This window comes from Stappia sp. ES.058, from assembly GCF_900105595.1.
Taxonomy (GTDB): domain Bacteria; phylum Pseudomonadota; class Alphaproteobacteria; order Rhizobiales; family Stappiaceae; genus Stappia.
Map to the genome: position 1 here is coordinate 3,016,516 of NZ_LT629784.1, position 23,141 is coordinate 3,039,656.

19 protein-coding genes are annotated in these 23,141 nt (G+C 63.8%); 1 reads left to right on the forward strand and 18 read right to left on the reverse strand.

From position 1 onward, the window contains the following. Window position 1: 1 nt before the first annotated feature. From BLU32_RS14050 to BLU32_RS14070, 5 genes are all read right to left on the reverse strand, one after another. The gene (locus BLU32_RS14050) at window positions 2-2,350 is read right to left on the reverse strand and encodes a hypothetical protein (RefSeq protein WP_093807933.1); all 2,349 of its coding nucleotides are present in this window, start codon (window positions 2,348-2,350) and stop codon (window positions 2-4) included. A gap of 401 nt (window positions 2,351-2,751) precedes the next feature. Further along, entirely contained in the window at window positions 2,752-3,678 is a 927-nt protein-coding gene (locus BLU32_RS14055) for a metal ABC transporter permease (RefSeq protein ID WP_093807935.1), read from the reverse strand. A gap of 2 nt (window positions 3,679-3,680) precedes the next feature. Continuing rightward, the gene (locus BLU32_RS14060) at window positions 3,681-4,916 is read right to left on the reverse strand and encodes a metal ABC transporter permease (protein WP_244501707.1); all 1,236 of its coding nucleotides are present in this window, start codon (window positions 4,914-4,916) and stop codon (window positions 3,681-3,683) included. A 6-nt stretch (window positions 4,917-4,922) separates the two neighbouring features. After that, window positions 4,923-5,789: a metal ABC transporter ATP-binding protein gene (locus BLU32_RS14065; protein ID WP_244501708.1), complete on the reverse strand. Its 867-nt coding sequence runs from the start codon at window positions 5,787-5,789 to the stop codon at window positions 4,923-4,925. A gap of 5 nt (window positions 5,790-5,794) precedes the next feature. Further along, window positions 5,795-6,751, reverse strand: coding sequence for a metal ABC transporter solute-binding protein, Zn/Mn family (locus BLU32_RS14070; protein ID WP_244501709.1), 957 nt, complete (start codon window positions 6,749-6,751; stop codon window positions 5,795-5,797). Window positions 6,752-7,390: 639 nt separating this feature from the next. Here BLU32_RS14070 and BLU32_RS14075 point away from each other — a divergent pair. Then, complete coding sequence (locus tag BLU32_RS14075) at window positions 7,391-8,173, forward strand: DeoR/GlpR family DNA-binding transcription regulator (protein ID WP_093807941.1); 783 nt, start codon at window positions 7,391-7,393, stop codon at window positions 8,171-8,173. Window positions 8,174-8,193: 20 nt separating this feature from the next. On the opposite strand, the gene BLU32_RS14080 is transcribed toward BLU32_RS14075, so the two are convergent. The 13 genes from BLU32_RS14080 to phnD form a co-directional block, all read right to left on the reverse strand. Next, window positions 8,194-9,729, reverse strand: a complete 1,536-nt coding sequence (locus BLU32_RS14080; protein ID WP_371326932.1) for a PAS domain S-box protein — start codon at window positions 9,727-9,729, stop codon at window positions 8,194-8,196. A gap of 163 nt (window positions 9,730-9,892) precedes the next feature. Then, window positions 9,893-10,525 carry a bacteriochlorophyll 4-vinyl reductase gene (gene bchJ / locus BLU32_RS14085; protein ID WP_093807943.1) on the reverse strand — a complete coding sequence of 211 codons (633 nt, stop codon included), beginning with the start codon at window positions 10,523-10,525 and terminating at the stop codon, window positions 9,893-9,895. Continuing rightward, window positions 10,518-12,122: a magnesium-protoporphyrin IX monomethyl ester anaerobic oxidative cyclase gene (gene bchE, locus BLU32_RS14090; RefSeq protein WP_093807945.1), complete on the reverse strand. Its 1,605-nt coding sequence runs from the start codon at window positions 12,120-12,122 to the stop codon at window positions 10,518-10,520. Before bchE ends, bchJ begins: the two co-directional genes overlap by 8 nt. Window positions 12,123-12,242: 120 nt before the next feature. Next, window positions 12,243-13,070: a 3-keto-5-aminohexanoate cleavage protein gene (locus BLU32_RS14095; RefSeq protein ID WP_093807947.1), complete on the reverse strand. Its 828-nt coding sequence runs from the start codon at window positions 13,068-13,070 to the stop codon at window positions 12,243-12,245. A gap of 217 nt (window positions 13,071-13,287) precedes the next feature. Next, the gene (locus BLU32_RS14100) at window positions 13,288-15,279 is read right to left on the reverse strand and encodes a bifunctional diguanylate cyclase/phosphodiesterase (protein WP_172838571.1); all 1,992 of its coding nucleotides are present in this window, start codon (window positions 15,277-15,279) and stop codon (window positions 13,288-13,290) included. A gap of 19 nt (window positions 15,280-15,298) precedes the next feature. Then, the gene (locus tag BLU32_RS14105) at window positions 15,299-15,748 is read right to left on the reverse strand and encodes a molybdopterin-dependent oxidoreductase (protein ID WP_157727683.1); all 450 of its coding nucleotides are present in this window, start codon (window positions 15,746-15,748) and stop codon (window positions 15,299-15,301) included. Between the two features lie 313 nt (window positions 15,749-16,061). Then, window positions 16,062-16,802 carry an FkbM family methyltransferase gene (locus BLU32_RS14110; protein ID WP_093807953.1) on the reverse strand — a complete coding sequence of 247 codons (741 nt, stop codon included), beginning with the start codon at window positions 16,800-16,802 and terminating at the stop codon, window positions 16,062-16,064. Window positions 16,803-17,000: 198 nt separating this feature from the next. Then, window positions 17,001-17,585: a phosphonate metabolism protein/1,5-bisphosphokinase (PRPP-forming) PhnN gene (gene phnN, locus BLU32_RS14115; protein WP_093807955.1), complete on the reverse strand. Its 585-nt coding sequence runs from the start codon at window positions 17,583-17,585 to the stop codon at window positions 17,001-17,003. 5 nt (window positions 17,586-17,590) lie between these two features. Further along, on the reverse strand, window positions 17,591-18,730 hold the full coding sequence (locus tag BLU32_RS14120; RefSeq protein WP_093807957.1) for an alpha-D-ribose 1-methylphosphonate 5-triphosphate diphosphatase: 1,140 nt from the start codon (window positions 18,728-18,730) through the stop codon (window positions 17,591-17,593). Window positions 18,731-18,742: 12 nt separating this feature from the next. After that, a complete protein-coding gene (locus BLU32_RS14125; protein ID WP_093807959.1) occupies window positions 18,743-19,444 on the reverse strand; it encodes a DUF1045 domain-containing protein in 702 nt (233 codons plus the stop codon). Window positions 19,445-19,490: 46 nt separating this feature from the next. Beyond that, the gene (phnE, locus tag BLU32_RS14130; RefSeq protein ID WP_093807961.1) at window positions 19,491-21,083 is read right to left on the reverse strand and encodes a phosphonate ABC transporter, permease protein PhnE; all 1,593 of its coding nucleotides are present in this window, start codon (window positions 21,081-21,083) and stop codon (window positions 19,491-19,493) included. A 15-nt stretch (window positions 21,084-21,098) separates the two neighbouring features. Next, on the reverse strand, window positions 21,099-22,085 hold the full coding sequence (phnE, locus tag BLU32_RS14135) for a phosphonate ABC transporter, permease protein PhnE (RefSeq protein WP_093807963.1): 987 nt from the start codon (window positions 22,083-22,085) through the stop codon (window positions 21,099-21,101). Between the two features lie 79 nt (window positions 22,086-22,164). Continuing rightward, complete coding sequence (gene phnD, locus BLU32_RS14140) at window positions 22,165-23,088, reverse strand: phosphonate ABC transporter substrate-binding protein (protein ID WP_093807965.1); 924 nt, start codon at window positions 23,086-23,088, stop codon at window positions 22,165-22,167. Between the last annotated feature and the right edge of the window lie 53 nt (window positions 23,089-23,141).

The window sequence follows — 23,141 nt, forward strand, 5'->3', positions numbered from 1 at the left end:
CCTAGCCCGCGGCGCGCATATGCGCGATGAGCGCTTCGGGTTCGATGCTGTGACGGACGATGCCCGGCTGGACGTTCGCCGGCGGCAGGGCCGGGAGTTCCACCGAGAGCTTTCCTTCCACCTTCTGGTCGGTCAGCGTGCGTTGCTCGCCGTTCGTCTTCATCACGTAGACGGCCGTGTAGTAGAACTCGACCGTCGGATCAATCCGCGGCCGCTGCACGCCATAATAGCGGTCGAGATCGTCGACACGCGGCGTTCCGGCCGGGCTCAGGATGCTGAACAGGAGCAGATTGTCCTGCGACCCCTGCGCCACCGCCCGCTCCTCGCTGGTCATTTCCTCGCGCGGCTTTGTGAAGAAGTCCGGCAGCTTTTCGCCGAACTCCTCCTTGGCCGTCTTCTTGAGCTGGAACATGGTCAGATTGACGCTCGCCACCTGCGACCAGTCGATCAGCGAGGTGTCGACGAGCACGCTGTAGTTTTCGATGGTGTTGGTGACCGTCAGCGTCTTGTATTCGCTCGACTGCTTGTAGTTGGCGAGCGTGAAGTCCGATCCGTCCGTATAGAAGATGGTGCCGGCGATGTTGTAGTAGGCGGAATTTGTGTTGTCGACCGCCTGGAAGTTCCAGCGCGGCTCGGCGAAACTGAGCAGACCCTGCGGCTGCCAGTTCGACCAGGTGTTCTCGAACAGCCAACCGTTGGGGTCGTTCGCCGGATCGAAGTACTGCGCGTTGACGTCGACCAGCATCAGATCCTGCGCCTGGTCGGCGTAGTTGAAGGCGCGCAGCGTGAACTGCGTGAACAGCCCCTTGGGATCCTTGACGAAAACGATGTCGGCATTGCCGGAGGTCGTGTTGTCCGGAGCGCTCGACAAGGCGCCCGGCGGCTGGGAGACGACCTCGGAATTGTCCGACATCTGATAGCGCAGGCGGTAGCTGTAGGCTTGGCCGATGGGCAGGTTGTAGTAGCTGTCGAAGGTGAGCGCCCCGTCCTCGCCGTTGTCGATCATCGTCTTGGTCTGGACGATGGCCGGGCTGCCCGAGGGCGGCGCGAAGAAGAAGTCGATGTTGACCGCCTTGACCGCAGTGCTTCCCGAAAAGGGGATTGCCTGCCCGATGAACGTGACCTGGCGCGTGCCGAAGACGTTCGGCGTGATGTTGACGAGCGTGTCGGAAGTGGTGACCGGATCGCTCTGGAAGGTCGTGCCGTCCTTGAACTGGATCACATAGGAATAGGTGTATTCGCCATTGAAGGACCCGCCGGGAAAATCGCCGGGCGCCTCGTAGATCATCGACGACTGGTCGCCGTCCTTGACGATCAGCATGAAGGTGTTGCCGGTCTTGCGGGTCGGATAGTCGACGGTGACGGTCACGGATTCGGCAACCGCATCGCCGTTGTCGGTGCGTGCCAGCTGGCCGATCAGGTTGAACACGACGGAGAGCTTGCGGTTGTCGACCTGAATGAAGAGCTTGTTCCACTCTTCGCTGGAGAATTTCTCCATGAAGCTCGAGACCGGCGTGGACCAGTCGATCACCGTGTCCTCGCTGTAGCTCTGCTCGAAGGACGTGGTGGCCGACACCGGATTGGGGCCGGTCGCCATGGTCGCGGCCGCCGCAACCGTGTTCGCCACCTGGTTTTCCAGCGTGGTCCAGCCCCAGTCGCGCACGCGCTGTTCCAGTTCCTGCGTGCTGCCGGCGCCGATCGTAACCTTCACCTCGCCGGCGCCCGACTGCTGCAGCACCTGCTTGACGTCCTGCAGGACCTGTTTCTGGTTGCCCCAGGTGTCGCGCACGGTCTTGTAGGTCTTTTCGTAGTGGATCGCAGCCTCGGCCACGTATTTGACCGTGGCCTTGGCGCCGAGCAGCTTGGTCAGCACCTGCATGTCGTATTCGACGCGGAAGGGCGAGGCGCCGCCGCCTTCGGAATAGGCCGCCTTGAAGGTGTTGAGCGCCTCCGCCGTTTCCAGCGGAATCTGGAAGGCCGCGACATTCGTGCCGTAGAGCGTCGGCTCGACCGCGAGAACCTCGGTCTCGCCCTCGATGTCATAGTGGAAATAGGCCGTCCCCCCGACCCAGGTGAAGCCGCCCCAGCTGATGTCGTCGCCGAGAACCGCCTCCGCCGCCTGCCGCGCGGCAAGCGGTTGCACGAGTTCCATCTCGAAGGTGCACAGTCCCGACAGACCGCCGCCATTCTTGGTGTATTCGGCGATCGAGAACGCGGGCGCGCCGTTCACCGTGCGCAGCGTGGGAACCGGCACCATGTACCAAAGCTTGGGATTGTCGTGATCCTGATAGACGTAGACGACGCCGTTCGGGCCGTAATCGATTTCGCGCACTGTGGTGATATCAAACATGGCGTCCTCGCATCGCGATAAATTAGAGAAAATCCGAAAATCTACCTATGCGCGAAGATTGACATTCCAGAGTGCAACTTACAAGTCAATTTCGCGCATTATCCTAACGTAAGAATTACAACCTGAATGCAACTCATGCAAAAAATGCGTGTAAATTTAGTCATTAATACATATTATCATAATATTTCAGATCTCAAACGCTCGTCGGCGCGCGCGCTTCAGACGGAACCGGAGGACGGCCACCGGCGCGTGTCGCGAACGGGCATTTGGATGTTCATGCGTACCCGGCGGCAAACAGCATCGGGGTAAGACCGCCCTGGTGGAAAACCGGTCGTCCCGCAAACTGATTTCTACGAAACGCGAAACCGGCGGAGGGCCTTCGGAGAGCCTCTGGCTGGCGGTCAGCCCTGCCCCTGCGCGGCACCGATGCGGCGGCGGTGCGGAGCCGCAAGGCAAGCAAGGGCGAGAATGACGCCGGACACCGCCGCGATCATGCCCGCGGCGCTCACCGCGTTCTGTGCGCCGAACCAGAGCGGGCCGTAGCCGGCCAGCACATATCCGACAACGGCCGATAGCGTGGCAAAGACGACGCTCCAGCCGACCTGGGCCTCCAGCCGGTTGGTCATCAAACGGGCCGCCGCCGGAGGACAGATGAACATCGCGATGACGATGATCGACCCGACCGCGTCGAAGGCGGCGACCGCCGCGACGGCGGAGGCGGCGACCAGCGCCAGCCCGATGGTGCGCGTGGGCACGCCGAGCGTCGCGGCAAAACCCTCGTCAAACGTCGACAGCTTGAGCGGGCGCCAGAAAACGAACGTCAACACGGCGATCGCGGCCGCCACCACCGCAATGCGCGGCAATTCGGTCGGCAGTCCCGCAAGCGCCACCGGATCGAGCAGAGAGCCCCATCCGGTGGCGTCGAACCAGATCAGGCTTTCCAGATTGCCCATCAGCGCATGCTCGACATCGAGATGCACCGCGCTCGTGTCGGTCTGCTCCAGCAACAGGACGCCGCCGGCGAACATGGATGTGAAAACGACCCCCATGGCGGCCCCCGGCTCGATCCGTCCGACCCGCTTGATCGTCTCGATCAGAACCACCGCGACCAGCGCCGCCCCGGCCGCGCCGATCAGCATCGGCAGGGCGGCAATGACCCCGGTGGCGAGGAAGGCGACGACGATGCCCGGCAGCACCACATGGCTGATCGCATCCCCGATCAACGCCTGCCGGCGCAGGATGAGGAAATTGCCGGGCAAGGCACAGGCAATCGCCGACAGGACGCCGATCAGGATCGGCGTGAGCGAGAGTTGCAAAAAGGCGTCCATGATCAGCCGGCTCCCTTGTCGGCAAGCTTCGGCGAACCGATCCGCGCGTCAATCGCCGCGATCTCGTCCGCCGTCAGCATCGTCTCGATGGAGGTCAGGCCGTCGTAGCGCCCCGATGCCCCCTCGTCCTGATGCATCCGGCGCGCGACCTCCCAGCGGCGCTCGTCCCTGAGCGCCTTGGCGGCCCGGGCCCGCCCCGCCTCGGTCGCCACCTTGTCGGGGCGGATCAGCCCGTCGCGCGCCAGCACCTTCAACGTCAGCGGATCGAGGATCGGCTCGTTGCGGGCAAGCGCCAGCAGACCCTGCCGACGGTGCACCCGACGCTGGAAACGCCGATGCCGCAAGCCGGCCGCCAGCACGCCACGATTGGGCGCCAGAAGCAGCGAAAAGCAAAACAGGGTGAAGGACACAAGCACGATGATCGGCCCCGTCGGCAGGTTGGGCGCGGAGGCGGATATCGCCGCGCCGAGATACCCGGCAAGCCCGCCGAGCGCTCCCGCACCGAGCACGACGGTGTCCGTCCGCTCGCTCCAGAGCCGTGCGGTGACCGGCGGAATGATCAGCATGGCGACGATCAGGATCAGGCCGACAACCTTCAACCCGATCACCGTCACCGCGAGCACCAGCGCCATCATGGCGAGATCGACGGCCCGAACCCGCACGCCGCGGGCCGCGGCATAGCCCGGATCGAAGGCGACCAGCGTCATCGGCCGGCGCAACAGCAACAGCACCGCCAGCGCCATCGCGCCACCGCCTGCGATCACCAGCGCGTCCTGGCGCAGCATTCCCGCCGTCGATCCGAGGAGAAAGCCCTCGAGCCCCGCCTGCCGTCCGCTCGACATCGACTGGATGACGGTCAAAAGGACGATCCCCAGCCCGAAGAACACCGACAGCACCGAGCCGATGGCGACATCCTCGGCAAGGCGCGTGTGGCGCACGATCCAGTCGACCAGCAAAAGCCCGACAGCGGCCGACAATGCCGAGCCGGCCAACAGGCCGATCAGATTGCGGCCGTCGCCGCCGAGCGCGACCATGACGATAAACGCCAGCCCGATGCCGGGAAGCGTGGCATGGGCCACGGCGTCGCTGACCAGCGCGCGCTTGCGCAAGAAGAGAAAGGTTCCACCCGCGCCGGCGGCGATGCCGAGCAGCGCGGACCCGACAGCGACGAGCGCGGCGTTGTAGCCGGCCTGAAGCAGAAGCGCGGACAGGATGGCGTCTGGCATAGCGTCTGGCATGGCGGATCAGCTCGACAGCTTGAGTTGGTCTATGTGTGTGGATGCCAGGCGCCCGCCGTAGGTTGCCTGAAGGTTTTCCGCGGTGAAGGTGGTCGCCGTCGGGCCTTCCGCGACCTTGCGCACGTTGATCAAGAGCACGTGGTCGAAATAATCGGTCACCGTCGCCAGGTCGTGATGAACGCAGACCACGGTCTTGCGCGCCGCCTTGAGCGTGTGCAGCACGTCGATGATCGCCTTCTCCGTCGCCGCGTCGACGCCGGCGAAGGGTTCGTCAAGCAGATAGAGATCGGCATCCTGCGCCAGGGCACGCGCCAGGAAGACGCGCTGCTGCTGTCCACCCGAAAGCTGGCCGATCTGGCGCTCCGCGAAGTCGGCCATGCCGACGCGCTCAAGGCAACCGAACGCCCGCTCGCGATGCGTCTTGCGCACGAAACGCAGCAGGCCGAGTTCGCGATACAGGCCCATCAGGACGACGTCGATCACCCGTGTCGGAAAATCCCAGTCGACGGAGGCGCGCTGCGGCACATAGGCCACCCGGTCGCGCGCGCGCTCCAGTTCCTGGCCGAAGACGCGCACGGTGCCCGACAAGCGCGGCACGATCCCGAGCGCGGCCTTGAGAAGCGTCGACTTGCCCGCGCCGTTGGGCCCGATGATCGCGACCATGCTTTCGCGGGGAAGCGCTGCATCGACGGAGAACACCGCCGGCTTCTCACCATAGGAGACCGTGATCTCGCTGAGCGCCAGGGACGCATTCGCGATTTCCGCGGGAGACGGCGCGCGAGCGCCACCTTCGGCTGCGAGTTCAAGCTTTGGCGATGCCATCAGGATCTCCCTGCCGCTTTCGCGGCCGTGTTTCGCGTCTTCGGCCGGCATCCGGCTCACCTGCCGGCCGCCAGGCGGCCGTTTGCGCCGCGCTCGGGCGCCGATCCGCCCAGAGATCGGGCGATCAAAGTCATATTGTGATCGATCATGCCGAGATAGGTCCCCTCGTAGGTCCCGTCCTCGCCCATCGCATCCGAAAAGAGCTCGCCACCGATCGACACCTCGTGGCCGCGCGCCGCCGCCCCCTCTATGAGCGCGCGCACGCTGCGGTCGGAAACGGAGGATTCCACGAAGACCGCCTTGATCCCGCGCGACACGAGCACGTCGACCAGTTCCGACACGCGTTGCAATCCCGCCTCGCTTTGCGTGGAAATCCCCTGGATGCCGAGCACCTCGAATCCGTGGGCCCGACCGAAATAGTTGAACGCGTCATGGGCGGTGATCAGCACGCGCGCCTCCTGCGGAACGGTTGCCTCCACCTTGCGCGCATAGGCGGCGAGCGCCGCCACCTCTTCAAGATGCGCCGCTGCATTGGCCCGGAAGACCTCCTCCGTCTCCGGCCGGGCCTCGATCAGCGCATCGCGCACGGCAACGATCGCATCGGACCAAAGCTGCGGATCCATCCACACATGGGGATCGAACTTGTCGGCATACTCCTCATGGGCGATCAGCTTGTCGCGCGGGAGCACCTCGGCGACGGAGATCACAGGCTTGCGCTTGCCGAGACCGGCGAAAAAATCCTCCATCTGCGCCTCAAGATACAGGCCGTGGCGCAGCACCAGATCCGAATTGACCATAGCGACAATGTCGGTGCGGGTCTGGCGATAGGAATGCGGATCGACACCCGGCCCCATCAGCGCGTGCACAGTGACGGCGTCTCCACCGATTTGCCGTGCGGCATCGGCGATCATTCCCGTCGTCGCGACCACCTTGAGCGGCGCGTCCTGCGCGGACAGCGGCGTGGGCGCTCCGAGCGCGAGCGCCATGCCAAGTGCCACGGCACCGAGTGTCATTTGCCGTTTCAGCCAGTCCCGCATGTCGTGTCTCGCTCCTTTGCACATCGGCTCGCCCGTCACGAACCATTCCTAGCGTCACACATGAATATGAGAATGAGTTGCAAGTGTCAATGAAAATGAGAACGAGTTGCAAAAACTGGCCCGATGATTGCGCATCGCCCGCTACACAATGGCTCGGGAGGATTTACGAAAGCCGAAGCCCGTCGGATCCCGTGCGACGACGCGAGCGCGAGAGAGAAAAAGCGACCGCAGAAATAAGACGGCGACGTTACGTCACTCTATGTTCATATGAGCGTAGTCGAACGGTCACCTGAACGTTCTAGGGTACGAACCGGTAAATGAGGCCGATATGGCATGGGAAATGGCAAAACGCCGCGAGGACAGGTTTGGAGAGCGGGCCGGTTGCCCGGTCAAACGCGCTGACAAGACGGGGCGACGTCCTTTTTCCGACCTTCGGATTTGACGCCGATCGGGCCTCACCTGCGTCGCGAAAGGCTTGAAAATGCCCGTATTTCTCGGCACTTGCCGCTTCTTGACCAGACGCAATCCGCCTCAAACCATATCAACCTCATTTATGGGCCCGTACCCTGATGCGTCGGGAAACGGCCTCGGGAGCCAGGGAGCACGCCCGCATCCATGTTCGGCACCACGGATATCACGACGCGCCAGCGCGACATCGCCGATCTCGTGCAATCGGACGGATTTGCCTCCGTGGAGGAGCTTGCCCGGCGGTTCGGGGTCACCACCCAAACCATTCGCCGCGACCTCACGCGGCTGTGCCGGCGCGGCGTTCTGCGACGGACCCATGGCGGCGTCGAGCCGCCGGCCCAGTCCGGGAACCTGCATTATGCCCGGCGCCAGATCCTGAACCTTGCGGCGAAACGCGCAATCGCGGAAGCGGTCGCTGAAGAGGTTGCAGATGGTGCCGCCCTGGCGTTTTCCATCGGAACGACGCCGGAGATCGTGATGCAGGCCCTGGTCCGGCATCGAAACCTGCGCATCTTCACCAACAATCTTCACGTCGCCTTCGCCGCCTCGCAATGCGCCAGCTTCGAGGTCACCATCGCCGGCGGGCGCCTGCGCCATGGCGACAGCGACATCCTGGGAGAAGACACCCGCCGCTTCTTTTCAAGCTACAAGGTCGATATCGGCATCTTCGGCGTGGCCGGTGTCGACGCCGACGGCACGCTGCTCGATTTTCATGAAGCCGAGGTCGCGGCCCGTCAGGCGATCCTGGCCAACTGCCGCCAGGCGTTTCTGGTTCTGGACGCCAGCAAGTTCGGCCGGCCGGCGCATGTGCGCGGCGGCAACATCACCGATGTCGCGGCGGTCGTATGCGACAGACCGCCCCCCGAAACGCTCGCCCGCCGGCTGTCGCGGGCCGGCACCCGGGTGATCCTGCGCGCCGGAACGTCCTGACGCGCCCTTGCGACCCGGGGTCATGCAAGGGAGGCGGAGACCTCGCGGATCCGTTGCGTAGCGGCATCGATCTGGGCTGTGGTCCCGGAGACCTGCTCAATGGTCGATGTCACGGTGCCAACCCCTTCGGCAACCGACTGCATGTTGGCCGAGATCTCACTCGAAACGACGGACTGCTCTTCGACAGCTGCCGAAATGCTCGTCGCAATTTCGCTCATCTGATTGATGATGGACATGATATTGTCGATCGCCCTCACCACCTCGCCGGTGGTTTGTTGAACCGCCCCGATCTGGGTCGAGATTTCCTCGGTTGCGCGGCTCGTCTGCGATGCCAGGCTTTTCACTTCCGAGGCCACGACTGCAAAGCCCTTTCCGGCATCTCCGGCGCGTGCCGCCTCGATGGTCGCATTGAGGGCAAGCAGGTTGGTTTGACTGGCAATGTTGTCGATCAACTCGATCACGCTGCCGATGGTTTTGGCATCCTCGGAGAGACCGGAGATCACCCGACCCGACTGGACCGCTTCCGTTACAGCGGTTTCGGCGATTTCCCGGGATGTGTTGACCTGGCGGCTGATCTCCTGGATCGAGGCGACAAGCTCTTCGGCCGCGGCAGCCACGGCCTGCACGCTGGCGGAGGTCTTGCTGGATGCATCGGCAGACTGCGCCGTGCGTTCGGTGGCCCCTGAAAGCGCCGTCGCGACCTCGTTCAGCTGGTCGTCTATGCGGCCTTGCGTCTCCACGCGACGCTTTCGCTCTCTTACCTCGGCGGTAATGTCGGTCGCGAACTTCACGACCTTGAAAGGCTGGCCGTTGGCACCGAAGATCGGATTGTAGGAGGCTTGGATCCAGATCTCCCTGCCATCCTTGCCGAGACGCCGGAACTCGCTTCTCTTGAACTCGCCCGACCGCAGCTCCGCCCAGAACCGCTGGTACTCCTGGCTTTTCCGGTCTTCCGGCACGACGAAGATACTGTGATGACGTCCCTGCACCTCGGACAGGGAATACCCCATAACCGACAGGAAGTTGTCGTTTGCATCGAGCACATTGCCCGAAAGGTCGAAATGGATCACGGCCTGGGACCGGTTGATGGCGTTGATCTGGCCTTCAAAGTCGGCGCTCCTCGTTTTCTGCGCCGTGATGTCGGAGGCAATCTTGACCACCTTGAGGACCTTGCCGGCCCGGTTCTTCACCGGGTTGTAGGACGCCTGGATCCAGACTTCACGTCCGTCCTTGCCGAACCGGCAAAACTCGTCGGACCGATAGGCGCCTTTGGCGAGGTCCTGCCAGAACCGGTGGTAGCTGTCGCTGCGCGCGTAGTCGGCATCGACGAACATGCGGTGATGCTTGCCGACGACTTCCTCAAGCGCGTAACCGAGCGCCGAGAGAAAGTTTTCGTTGGCCCACAAGATGGTGCCATCAACACCAAACTCGATCATCGCCTGAGATCTGGACAAGGCATCGATCGTCTGCTTCCAGGGATTTTGCATAAGCATTTCAAAGACCTCACCGGGTTCAAGATTTCGTGCGCCGCAGGAGAGATCAGCGCTGTCTGTCATGCGCCAGATATATCCGCCGCCCTTCACAAACCATGAATTCGTGAGCGCACACGCGGCCACAACGCGTATTAAATGAACCAAGATTATATATTAAACGGAATAAGTAGCCCAGGATTGATGAGGGGAGGCCTCGCCCGCGAGAACACGCAAACCGCTCCCGGGATTAGGGATTCTGCGGGCGCGACCAGGCAACGATAAGGAGGTCGCCGGGCCCGCCGGGCCCTACCGCCGGCACATGACGGACCGTGGCCTGCGGGCTGACGAGAACGCGAAACAGCCTGCAGAACACGGCCCGGTGCCAGGGACAGCCGGCAAGCGCCAAGGCGTGCCCCTCGAGAACGAACGTCAACGGCTGTCCGAAGTGAAGCTTCAGCCGCCCCGTGCCGGTGAATGTCCATGCATTGCGCGCCACGGCGCGCGCAAGCAGGGGCGCGGCGAGCCCGGCGGGAAGCATCCGCAACAGGCCGCGCGCGAATGCCGGAATGCGGTTGGCGATCACATAGTCCGCCGTTCGCCGGCCGGCATCGGCGCACAACGCAGCGGCGGTCGCGGGCCAGTCGCGATACAGCACCGAATAGAGGTGCTCCACGTCGGAAACCGGAACCATGTCACCCGGCGGCGACGACAGCCACCTGGACAGGCCCGCTCTTTCGAACAGCCTTTCGGCTTCCCGCAGGCCCGAGAGCGCCGTCATCGCCGCAGCGAGTTGCAGGGCCGCGTTCGGACCGATGACCGCTTGGGCGGACGCACCGGGCCCATGCGGGTCCGCGTGATCGCGCCGGACATGCTCAGGCATCGGCCATCTGCTCCTCGCTGCCGCCGCACGCTTTTTGCGCGGCTGCCTGTTGCCGGGCCGCCTTCGCCTTCTGCGCCCGCTCGGCGGCCGCCTCCCAGTCCTCGAGCTGGGCCGGGGCGATCTTGCGCGTGTCGTCGAAGTGGAAATCGACCTTCTTCTTCGATTGCGGCCCCCAGTAGCCGACCTTGCCGAGATCGTAGAAGGTGCGCTGGAACCCGGCCCTGAGAAACGCCTTCAGGCAACCCAGCAAATAGCGCCGGCGAAAGCCGCTGCCGCGCCAGGGATAATCGAACAGCGCCTTCTTCATGTAGAAGCGGCGGTAGTTGTTCATCACCCGGTCGAGCAGTTCGGCGCGGTCCATGGCCTCCGGCTTCATGATCGGCGTGACGAAATTGTATTTCGAGAAGTCGAACACCTCGACCTTGTCGCCAAGATCCTGATAGAGCGGCGAGAATGGCCAGGGCGTGTACATCGCCCAGTTGGCGAGATCCGGGTTCCAGTCCCGCGCCATCTTGTAGGTTTCCTCAAGGGTTTCCGGGGTCTCGTTGTCCAGCCCGACGATGAACTGCGCCTCGACGAAGATGTCGGCGTTGCGCAACAGCTCAATGGCGCGGCGGTTGTCGGCGACCTTGGTTTCCTTGTTGAACCGGTCGAGCTTCAACTGCGCCGCCGCTTCCGTGCCGAGCGAGACATGCACCAGCCCCGCCTTGCGGTAGAGCGGCAGCAGCGCCTCGTCGCGCAGGATGTCGGTGACCCGCGTGTTGATGCCCCATTTCACCTTGTCGGGCAGGCCGCGCGCGATCAATTCCTCGCAAAAGGCGATGAATTTCTTGCGGTTGATGGTGGGTTCCTCGTCCGCGAGGATGAAGAAGCCGACCTGGTGATCGGTCACCAGCCGCTCGATCTCGTCGACGACCTTCCTCGGGTCGCGCACCCGGTAGTCGCGCCAGAACTTCCACTGCGAGCAGAACGAACAGGTGAAGGGGCAACCGCGCGCCATGTTGGGGATCGCGACGCGAACGCCGAGCGGCACATAGATGTAGTTTTCCCACTCCAGCAGCGACCAGTCGGGATCGATGCCGTCCAGGTCCTTCACCGTCGGCGCGGCGGGCGTTGCGATGATCTCGTCGCCCTTGCGGAAAGCCAGCCCCTTGATCCCGCCCACCGCATCGCGCCAGAGCCCGGCGGCGATGGCGGTCACCAGAGTGGCGAAGATCTCCTCGCCCTCCCCGCGCACGATCACATCGACCTGCGGCGCCTCGCTCAAGACCTGCTTGTACATGAAGGTCGCATGCACGCCGCCCAGCACCCGCACCGCGTCCGGGCAGGCATCGCGTGCCACCTCGAGCACCCGTTCAGCCGTGTAGATCGACGGCGTGATCGCCGTGACGCCGACGATATCGGGCTGAAGCGCGGCGAGACGCGCCGACAGGGCGTCGTCGTCGAGGTGATGCGTCATCGCATCAATGAAATGAATGTCGTCGAAACCCGCGCGCCGAAGGCTGCCGGCGAGATAGGCGACCCACGCCGGCGGCCAGCTGCCGGCAATCTCGGCGCCGCCGGAATGATAGTTCGGATGAACGAGCACGATGCGCATGACAAACCCTCCCGTGATGCGGAAAAGTTACACCTTCATGCGTCACTTAAAATTGACACATATCAATCGGACATGACGGTCGTGCGCGGACCGACCCGCCGTGCGGGTCGCCGTTGATGTCTATGTCGGCAGACCGAGGATTGCGCGAGCCTCCGCGACGCTTGCCGGATGGCGGCTGTAGTCGGCGCAAAGATCGGCGGTGCGTTTCACCAGGGCTGCGTTGGAGGGGGCGAGCGTGTCGCGGTCCAGCCGGATGTTGTCCTCCAGACCGGTGCGGCAATGTCCGCCGGCCTCAATGGCCCAGCGGCTGACCTCCAACTGGTGACGCCCGATGCCCGCCGCGGTCCAGGTCGCCTCCGGCATCAGCCGCCGGGTCGTTTCGATATAGAACTCGAACACCCGCCGGTCGACCGGCATGGCGTTCTTCACGCCCATGACGAATTGAACGTGAAGCGGCGCGGCGAGCCGCCCGTCCTGAACCATCGCCGCCGCCTGGAAGATATGCGACAGGTCGAAGGCCTCGATCTCGGGCTTGATGTTGTAGGTGCGCATTTCGCCGGCGAGCCAGTCGACCAGTTCGGGAGGGTTCTCGTAGACACGGGTGGGAAAGTTGTTCGAGCCGACGGAGAGCGACGCCATTTCGGGGGCAAGCGGCAGCATGCCGCCGCGCGTCTTGCCCGCACCCGAGCGGCCGCCGGTCGAGAGCTGCACGATCATGCCCGGGCAATGGGTCTTGATGCCCTCCATCAGTCTGGCAAAGCGATCGGGATCGGACGTGGGCGTTCCGTCGTCCTCGCGCACGTGGCAATGCGCGATGGTCGCCCCGGCCTCGAAGGATTCCTGCGTGCTCTCGACTTGTTCGCTGACGGTGATCGGAACCGCCGGATTGTCCGACTTCCTGGGCACGGACCCCGTGATGGCGACACAGATGATGCATGGATCGGACATGCGAGAAAGCTCCCGTAATACGCTTTGCGAGCGGTGGCGCGATCGGCCTCCGACGCTTGATTCTTGGCATTTACCCCCGCTGGCACAAGGGCGGGTGGCCGCAGAATGCGAGGATTGGCATTTGGTTATCAGCTTCGGGGGGCGACCGCAAACCACGCAGGAAAGACGCACGGCAGCGCATCGCACCCGCCCGGCGGACGGCGTCTTGCAAGAGGTGTCAGGCGCCCTTGCCCCATGCGTCGGGCTTCTCCAGGAGCGGCACTCTCGAGAAACTGCGCTGCAACTGCGCGGGAAGCTCGCTGGCCGGCACCCCGTGGCCGTAATAGAACCCCTGGGCAATGCGACAGCCCGCCCGGCGCAGCAGCGCGCACTGGCTCGGCGTTTCGACCCCCTCGACCGTGACGCTGATGCTGAGCCGCCGCGCGAGTTCGACAATGGACCGGATGATCAGCAGGCTTTGGGCATCGCTTTCCAGCGTCTGGACGAAACTGCGATCGACCTTCAATTCGTCCCATGCGAAATCGCGCAGGTAAGACAGTGCGGAATATCCGGTTCCAAAGTCATCGAGCGCGATCCACACGCCCAGGTCCTTGAGCCGGCGCAAGGTCGCAAGGGCACGGGTGGAATCGCTCATCACCATGCTCTCGGTCACTTCAAGTTTCAGGCGTTCCGGAGAAAGCCCGGTCTCCTCAAGAATGGCGGCGACGCGGTCCGGCAGGTCGCTGTGCGCGAGTTGCGCGACCGAAAGATTGACGGCGACCGGCACCTCCTGCGGCAACAGGCAGATATCGCGACAGGCTGTGCGCAGAATATGCTCGCCAATCTCGACAATTCGTCCCGACGCCTCTGCGATCCTGACGAACTCGCCCGGCGGCACCCAGCCAAGTTCGGCATGACGCCAGCGCGCCAGCGCCTCGAAACCGACGATCCGCCCGGTGGCCATCTCGACCTGCGGCTGATAGTGCGGAAGGATCTCGCCTTTGGACAAGGCACAGGAGAACCCGGCCTCGATCACCTGCCGCCGCGTTGCATCCTCGCGCATCGACGCGTCATAGGCCTGCGCCCGGCCCTTGCCCGAGGTCTTGGCATGACTGAGCGCAAGATCCGCGTTCTGGACGACCGCATCGCCGTCAATCGTGTCGGCATCGACCAGCGCAAAGCCGATGGTCACATCGACGACGATGTTTCCGTATTCGAGGCCGTGCGCCGTACGCAGCCCGTCGATCAATTCCTGGGCCCTGGCCGCGGCCTGCCCGTCGCCTCCCGTTACGCGGGTCAGCACTGTGAACTCGTCGCCGCCAAGGCGCGACACAAGACCGTCTGCGCCCCAGCCGGAGACGATTTCCTCCAGCCGGCGCGCGACCGACACCAGCAGACTGTCGCCCGCGGCATGACCCAGCATGTCATTGACCGCCTTGAAGCCGTCGAGGTCGATGGCATAGACCGCCAGCCGGCCCGCACTGCGGTCGAGGATCGCCATGTCCAGCGCACCGTCGAACGCCAACCGGTTGGCGAGCTGTGTGAGGGGATCGCGCTGTGCCACCTGTTCGAACTTCCGGGCGCTGCGCTCCGCGAATTCGCGCGCCAGCCGCAGGCGGCGTGCCTGAAACGACATCATCGCCAGCAAGACCGCGCCAAACACGATCAGCACCATGACCAGCGCGTTCTGGAATTCCTGACGCTCGCGCAGGGTCTTGCGGATCTCTGCAGCCTCCTCGAGATTTGCCGTCATCGCCTGGCCACCGAGATGCATCAAGGCCTGCGCCGCATCGCTCAGAACCAGACGAATCTCGTCCAGCGCCTCGCGGTCCTCGATGCGCGCATAGAGCGGCCCCAGCCGGTCCACATCAACGCGCACACGCTGCAGGAGCGCGATCCGCTCCGGCGATGCCTCGACGAAAGCCCCGAATGCCCCTGCGGACCATGTATCGACTCGGCTGAGCAGGATATTGTAAAACAGACGCGCGCCCCGGGCGTCCTCCGCCGATCCGCTCGCCGCGTAGCGCGCTGCCCGTTCCAGCGCATTCACAGCGTCCAGCTTGCCGTTCAGCCCGCTCATAGCGATATCGTATCGCATCGATCGGTTGACCGCCTCGCCTGTGGTCAGCACAGCCTCCGCCTGCACCATGATGACGAGCACGAGACCGCCCAGCACCATGATGGCGACAAGCCTGGCCTTGCCGATAAGCGTTTCGCCAACACGCGCCAACCCTGCCATCCTTGCGGCCCTATTTCACCGTCAACCGACGCAACTGCCAGATGGAACGGGAATAGTACAATTCGTTCCGCAGCTCCGGAAATCGGTCGAACGGATAGATGATGAAAAGCGGCCCCTTGTCGCGCACCGTCAGGTCCGCCCCGTTTGCACGGTATGCGACGAGAACGTCGAATTCGGCCGCGTCGGACAGCGGGATCTCGGTGTAGAAGTCGTTGAGAGCGATGCCGGTCAACGTGTCTCCCCTGGCACCGACATGCGCCATCAGTCTCGACAATGCCACGCCCTCGAAGACCATCAAGCCGTCGTGCCAGGGCGTTGTGGTTTCGATACGCTCCGTGCCGAGCGCCTGAAGGTCGGCCAGTGTGAACTCGGCGGGAGCATCGCCGGCGACGCGACCGTCGACAGTCAGCACAACCTCACCGTCCGCCAGGACGGAGCCTGCAAGAACGGACCCCAGCAAAAATATTCCGGCACAAACCAACCGCAGATATTTCATGTCTCTCACTCTTGATCGTGACACGCGCCGCCTGGAGAAGATGCCGGGAAACAAACAATGCGCCATCACGCAAGACTAATGTTATCAGCTCTAACGAGTGATTAACATATCAATATAAATTATTGTGAAGCCATAAATTTATCTTAAAATTTTATGATAAAATACTGGGATATATTCGGATATATCAAAATAATTATTCAGGAAAACCCTGAAATACAAGTGTCTCGCCTTGTGAAAATTGCGATCCCAAGCACGTGCGCGCGCCCGTCGTGCCTATTCAGGCGCGGCCGGTGGAAAAAGCAGGTTCCTGCGTTGCAGCGGACCTCGACGTCACCGCTTCAAAGCACACCACCGACCCCTCCGACAAAGCCGTGTTGTAGGCGAATCCGCTGGCGCAGAGAATCTGGAATATCTCGAGCACGCCCGCCTTGCCGATCCGCTGGGGATGCAGCTCCAGGACGATCTTCTCCAGCCCTGCGGTGTCCATGTGCCGCAGGAGTTCCAGTTCGGCGCCTTCGATGTCGGCAATCAAAACGGTGATGTCCTTCTCGTCGAGGAACCGCGAGACATCGCGTGCGGGAACACTCACCGTTTCCGCGCTTCCCGGCTGTGTCTGGCCGATGCCAGAGCGCCAGAATTCGCGATGGAGCGTGAACGCAACGGCCCCTGCCGCCAGCGTTTCGGGATCGCTGGTGAAAGCGGCATTGATGACCTCGACGCCATGCACCGCGTTGCGGTCATGGGTCTCGCGAATATGGGGAATCAGTCTGGCATCGGCCTCAACCGCCGCATAATAGGCCGGGCCGACATTGCGCATCACCCCGGCGGAAATGAAGCCGACACCGGCCCCAAGCTCCAGCACCCGATCACTCTCGCGCACGAACCGCGACGCGATCGCGAGTTCGCTGGCCTCGTAACGGCCCCGCTTGATTTCCGAGACAATCCGCTCGTTCGCGACCTCGTCATCCAGACTGAGAACCAGTCCGCTCGTTCCATGCGTTGCCAGAAAAGCCGTCACGTTTCCAACCTTTTGATGAGATTTGCAATTCGAACCGCCCGCCCCGGTCAAGACCCGGCATCAGCAGGCGCCGGCAGCACGACTCACATCTTGGCGGACGGCGGAAAACATATCTGAAAATTTGCGTGCAAGCCACAGATTTGCGGCCCAGCGTTGCAACCTGGAACCCCATATCGACGAAGGCGCATGCGCCGCCGCCTATCCCTCCCGGCTGAGGGCCTGAAGAACCGCGACGAAATCGTGAGCCACGCTCTCCAGTTCGCCCGAGTTGTCGATCACCTGGATCGGGGCGACGGCGGGCACGGGCGCGGATCGCGCCAGCCGCTCGGCCACCTGCGACGCGCTTTCGCGTCCACGCGCCACGAGCCTGGCGGCAATCACCTGCGGATCCGCCGTGATCGAGACAATGGCGAGACCTGGAAAGCAGGCCGCCATCTGCGGCAGCACCTTGCGCGACCCGTTCACGACGGCGGGGAGGCCCGCGGCAAGATGATCGTTCAGCGATGCGGGCAGTCCATAGCAAAGGCCATGCGCGCGCCAGGAAAAGCAGAACCCGCCCGCCGCCTCACGTGCCGCAAACTCCGCGCATGTGACCGAAACATGGTCTTCGGCATCCTCGGCGACCGGCCGGGTAATCGTGCGGCGCACGAAATGCAACCGGTCACCGAGTTCGCTCCTTGCCCGGGCAAGCAGGCTGTCCTTGCCGACACCGCTTGGTCCGACGACCACGATCAGCCGGCCGGGTCGCGATGCGCCCGTTGCGCCGCCGGCCGGGTTTGCCATCTCCGTCACGCGACGCGGCGCCCTTCGCGCCACACGCAACGCACGATCGGGATGTGATCCTCGACCCGGACCCGGACGAGATCGGCGCGCCTGTTCACGGCGATCTCCCCGCGGTCCCCGAGCCCGGCCGCCCGCGCCGGATTGCGTGACACCATGGCGACCGCCTGCGGCAGATCGACCTCGTCCACCACCTCGCTGAGGAAGAACGCGGCCTGAATCAGGCTGAAGGGAATGTAGTCCGATGAGAGAATGTCGAGAAACCCGTGTTCCGCCAGCGCACGCGCCGAGATATTGCCGGAATGCGAGCCGCCGCGCACCACGTTGGGCGCGCCCATCAGCACCGAAAGTCCCTGCTCTTTCGATGCCCGCGCCGCCTCCATGGTCGTTGGAAATTCCGCGACCCTGATCCCCAGCTCGACCGCCTCGTCGACATGCGCGCCGGTGGCGTCGTCGTGGCTGGCGAGCACGATGCCGCGCGGACGGGCAAGATCCGCGACGGCCTTGCGGTTCTTGTCCGAATATTCCGCCGACTGCGCCAGGCGACGTTCGCAGAACGCGTTGAATTCCGCGTCGCCCATTTTCATCTTGCCCTTGTAGTAGACCGCATAGGCCTCAAGGCTTGCGAACTGGCGCTGCCCCGGCGAATGATCCATCAGCGAGGCGATCCGCACCCTGGGGTCATCGTCGAACAGGCGAAAGCTCTCCAGGCAATTGGGTGCGGACACCTCGCAGCGCAGATGAATGAAATGATCCGCCCTGAGACGGTCCTTCGCCACCCCCGCCTCGATGGCATCGGCAAGCCGGCGCATGTCTTCGCCGGTCGCATCCGTGTCCTCGTCCAGCCCGACGCGCAGCGCGTCGAACACCGTGGTGATTCCGCTCGTCGCGATCTGGGCGTCATGGGCGCAGACCGCCGCGATCGGGTTCCAGCGCACCTTCGGGCGCGGCATGTAGTGGTTTTCCAGATGGTCGGTATGCAGCTCGACGAGCCCGGGAATCAGATAGTCGCCGTCCATGTCCTCGGCGTCCGCCACTGTGCTGCCGGTCGTGTCCACACCGGCGATCGCCCCGTCCTTGAGGTGCAGCGTGCCGGTGATCACCTCGTCGCCCAGCACGATGCGGGCATTCGTCAAAATCGTTTCCATGCGCTTCGTCTTTCAGGCGGTTTTGGACGCGGCGCCCGAAAGCGGCGCCGCGTGGATACAGGTAAAGGGCGCGCCGGGGAGCGGTTCGCGGCAAAGCGCGATGCGGTCGACGGCGACGGGGATGTCGAGCAGCGGCGCGAAATGGGAGCGAAGCGCCCGTTCGGCCCGTGAAGCATCAGGCGCGTCAAGCCGTTCCGTCAGCGTCATGTGGAAGCGGAACGCCTCGAACACATAAGGATAGCCCCAGGTGTCGAGATTGCGGCGCAGCGCCTCGTCCAGGTGTTCCGGCTTTCGGCGGGCGCGTTCGTCCGCGCTCAGGGCGGCGCGGAATCCGTCGAAATGCCGCACGATACCGCCCGCAAACGCATCGAGATCCGGCGTCGGGTCGGCGAAGGTCAGCGCCAGGAAGCCGCGCAGGTTCTCGACGTCGAGACGCGCAGGCGGCACCGGCGCGGCGGTTGCCGCGAACGCCTCGAGGGACGCGATCAGCCCGGCCTCGTCGCGCCCCTCCGCCAGGCGGAACGGCGCCTTCATCGTGGCGTGAAACCCGTAGCGGCGCGGCGATGCGGTCCACGGCGCCCGTGCCTCCGGTGTCAGGCCCTCGACGGTGCCCGCGGTCACCTCCCGTGCGAACACGCTGCGGCCGAGCCATTGCTCCGCCAGATCGACGAGCGGGTGATCCTTCGGCGGTGTGTAGTAGATGGCATATCGCATGGAGTTGGTCGGTCTTTCCCAAAAAGTGCCTTGCGCGGCTGCGGCGCTAGTGCCGATGACCGCCCATGAGACGCGAGCGCAGGGCATTGGAGATGCCGTCGAACAGAAAGACGACGGCGAGAATCAGGATCACCATATAGGCAACGTTCTCCCAGTCCTGGTTTGTGCGCATCGCCTCCCACAGTTTCAGGCCGATACCGCCGGCGCCGACGGCCCCGATGATCGTTGCCGAGCGGGTATTGGATTCCCAGAAATAGAGCGCCTGGCTGGCAAAGACAGGCAGGACCTGGGGCAGGACGCCGAAGCGCTGGACCGACGCGGGAGACGCGCCGACCGATCGTACGCCCTCGCGCTGCTTGTCGTCGATGTTTTCAAGCGCCTCGGAGTAGAGTTTTCCAAGCGTACCGGTGTCGGTGAAGAAGATTGCCGACATGCCGGCCAGCGGCCCCGGACCGAAGGCACGGGTGAAGAACAGCGCCCAGATCAGCATGTCGACCGAGCGCAGGAAGTCGAAAAAGCGCTTGTTGATCTGGTTGAGAAGACGGCTGCGGGTGATGTTGCGCGCCGCCAGAAAGGCCAGCGGGAACGCGAGCACACCGGCAAACAGCGTCCCGACGAAGGCCATGACGATGGTCTGCAACAGCTTGGTCCACACGTCGAGATGCTGCCAGTCGGCGTTGTAGAGAATGTTGTTCCAGGCAAGCGAGAGGTTGGATCGCGCCGGGTCGATGCGCGCGCCGGACACGATCAGGCCAATGACCTCGCCGGCGCTCTTGCCCCAGAACGGGGAATTCGCGTCGAAGACGAAATTCTCCCAGCCCATGAACCGGTGACGCACCTTGACCCCGTCGTAGTCGATCTCGGCACGGCCGTTGAAGCCGAAATAGGCCAGCACCTTGCGGCCCGCGCGCTTCTGCTGGACCCAGTCCGGCAGATCGCCGTCGACCGTGACCAGTTCTCCCGGGCCGAGCCGCACCGCTACGCTTTCCGCTCCGCGCGTCACCACAACCCGCGTCGGGGTGATCTCCACCCGGTTGCCGGCTCCAAGGGTCACGGACGCCTGCGTGATCACCTGTTCCGTGACCGTTTCGGGCCCGCCCGGCGCCACGGCTTCAGGCCCTGACGCGCCTCCGGTTGCCGCTCCGGGCGCCATGAAGGAGAAGCTGCTGGAGCCGCCGGAGGGTTCCGGAACGGTGCCTTTGGCGTCAGTCACCATGAAGCTGTTTGCGCTCTTTTCGGCGGCCGTCTCGGGCGCCGCCGCGCCGTCCTTCACCACAGGCGTCCGTTCCATCGAGGCGGTCTGCGAGACGATCCAGTCCGGATCGGGATCGGCGCCGAGCGGCGAGAAACGCGGCCATTCCAGCAGGATCGCGCCGTCCGGCTCGATCTCGAAATCGGGCCGCACCTCGTAGGAGATCCAGTCGGCGAGATAGTTTCCGGCGATGTCCCAATTGGCGTCCTCAAGCACCTTGCCGATGCCGAAGAATGACCAGCAGTAAACGCTGTAGAGCGCGATCGCGACCAGCGCCAGCGGTGCGCGATACCGTTTCCAGGGACGGGATTTGAAAACGTCCGGGTGGCGCGCGACGATGCTCTCGACATCGCCCTCGCTCAGCTGTGCGGAAGACATGGCAACCATGAAAGGGGACCTTGGTTAGCGTCCGAAGTCGAAGGCCTGGTTTCCGACGAGACGCTTGCGCATCCAGGCCGAGAACTGGTCGACGGCGACAATCGTCAGGAACAACAAGAGAATGATGGCGAGCGTCTTGGCCTCGTGGCCACGACTGATCGAAAGCCGCAGCACCTCGCCGATGCCGCCGCCGCCGACCGCGCCGATGATGGTGGAGGCGCGCACGTTGATCTCCAGCCTGAGCAGGGCGTAGCTCATGAAGTTCGGCGCGACCTGCGGCACGATGGCGAACCACACGCGTTCGAACCAGTTGGCGCCCACCGCGCGCAGGCCCTCGTCGGCGCGCATGTCGGCGTTTTCGACCACCTCGAAGAACATCTTGCCGAGCGAGCCGACCGTGTGGATCGACACCGCGATGATCGCCGGGATCGGACCGATGGTCAGGACCGCGACGAAGAAACCGGCGATGACGATTTCGGGAAAGGCGCGCAACAGCTCCATCATCCGTCGCACGCCGCCGCGCAGCCACGCATTGCGCACGAGGTTCTTCGAGGCGACGAAGCACAGCAAAAACCCGAAGGTGAAACCGATCAGCGTCGACAGGATCGCGATGTTGAGCGTTTCAAGCATCTTGTAGAAGTATTCCGGAACATAGATGCTTTCGGTCAGATAGATCCGACCTCCCGGATAATTGTACTTGAAGCTTCCGTCGTAATAAGGCGACGGGAGATCGAACAGCGCGCGCCAGATTTCCAGCGGATCGCGCGGCGCAAGGTCGATGAAGAAGTCGAAGAAATACGGCAGCCGGTCGAAGAACTTGCCGGCGTTGGTCTCGTTCGCAAACCAGAGAGATCCCGACAGCGCAAGGAAAAGCACGGCCAGACCGCCGATGGTATAGAGCCGCCGGCGACCGGCCTGTTCGCGCCAATGGCGCTCGACAAGCGCGCCTTGCGCGGACAGGGATGCGGCGTCGCCGGACGCGGCGGCGGAGGAGAGCGTCGCAAGCGACATGGGCGGGGCTCGCAATGGCAACGGGGAACAAAGAAAACGGACGCCGGCAGGGGCGCCGGCGTCCGCAGGTGGCGACGTCTTACGAGCCGATCTTGGCTTTGCGCGCGGCGATGATCGCCTTGTAGAAGTCGACGTTGACTTCCGTGAAGCTCTTGTAGTCGCCGCCCTGGATCGCCATGAAGCAATCGCGGTCGGTCTCCGGCAGCTCGAGCATGAAATTCTTGAACTTGCTCTTCATGTTGTCGTTCAGCGAGGAGCGCACGACGACGGGGCCGTTCGGGATCAGCGGCGACTGCCAGATCTGCACGAGATCGTCCATGTCGAGGATGCCCTTGTCGACCATCTTGCGCAGGTTGCCGGAGGTGTAGCCGTCCTTGAACTCGCCCACGCCCGACGACCAGGTGGTGCCGGCGTCGAAGGTGCCCTTGACCACTTCCAGAACCAGGTTCTCGTGACCGCCGCCGAAGCCGGTCTCGGCGAAATAACCGTCGATCGGGCCGCCGATGGCCTCGGGCAGCGTCACGGACGGAACCAGGAACCCGGAGGTGCTGTCGGGATCGGCGAAGCCGAGCTTCTTGCCCTTCATGTCCTCAAGCGAGGCGATGCCGCTGTCGGAGCGGGCGACCATTACCGAATAGTAGCCGGTCGAACCGTCGGTCTGGACGGTGGTCAGGATCGGCTCTACCGCTTCCGGATCGTTCAGATAGACCTTGGCGTAGCCCGAAGCGCCGAGCTCGGCATAGTCGAGCGTGCCGCCGAGCAGGCCCTGGATCACGCCGTCGTAGTCGGCGGCCGGGAACAGCGAGACTTTCTCGACACCGAGAACTTCGGGAAGCTTCTCGGTCAGGCACTGGAAGTTGCGCAGGCGGTCGGCTTCGTTCTCGCCGCCGAGAATGCCGATGCGGAATTCATTGAGGTCCTCGGCCTGAACCGGGGCAATCGCGCCACCGGTGACCAGAAGGGTGGCAGCAGCGACTGCGCCAAGAAGGGTGCTCTTGAGCATTGACGTCTCCATGAATGGTCCGGTTGATCCGGCCGTTAAAGGTCGAGTTGGCC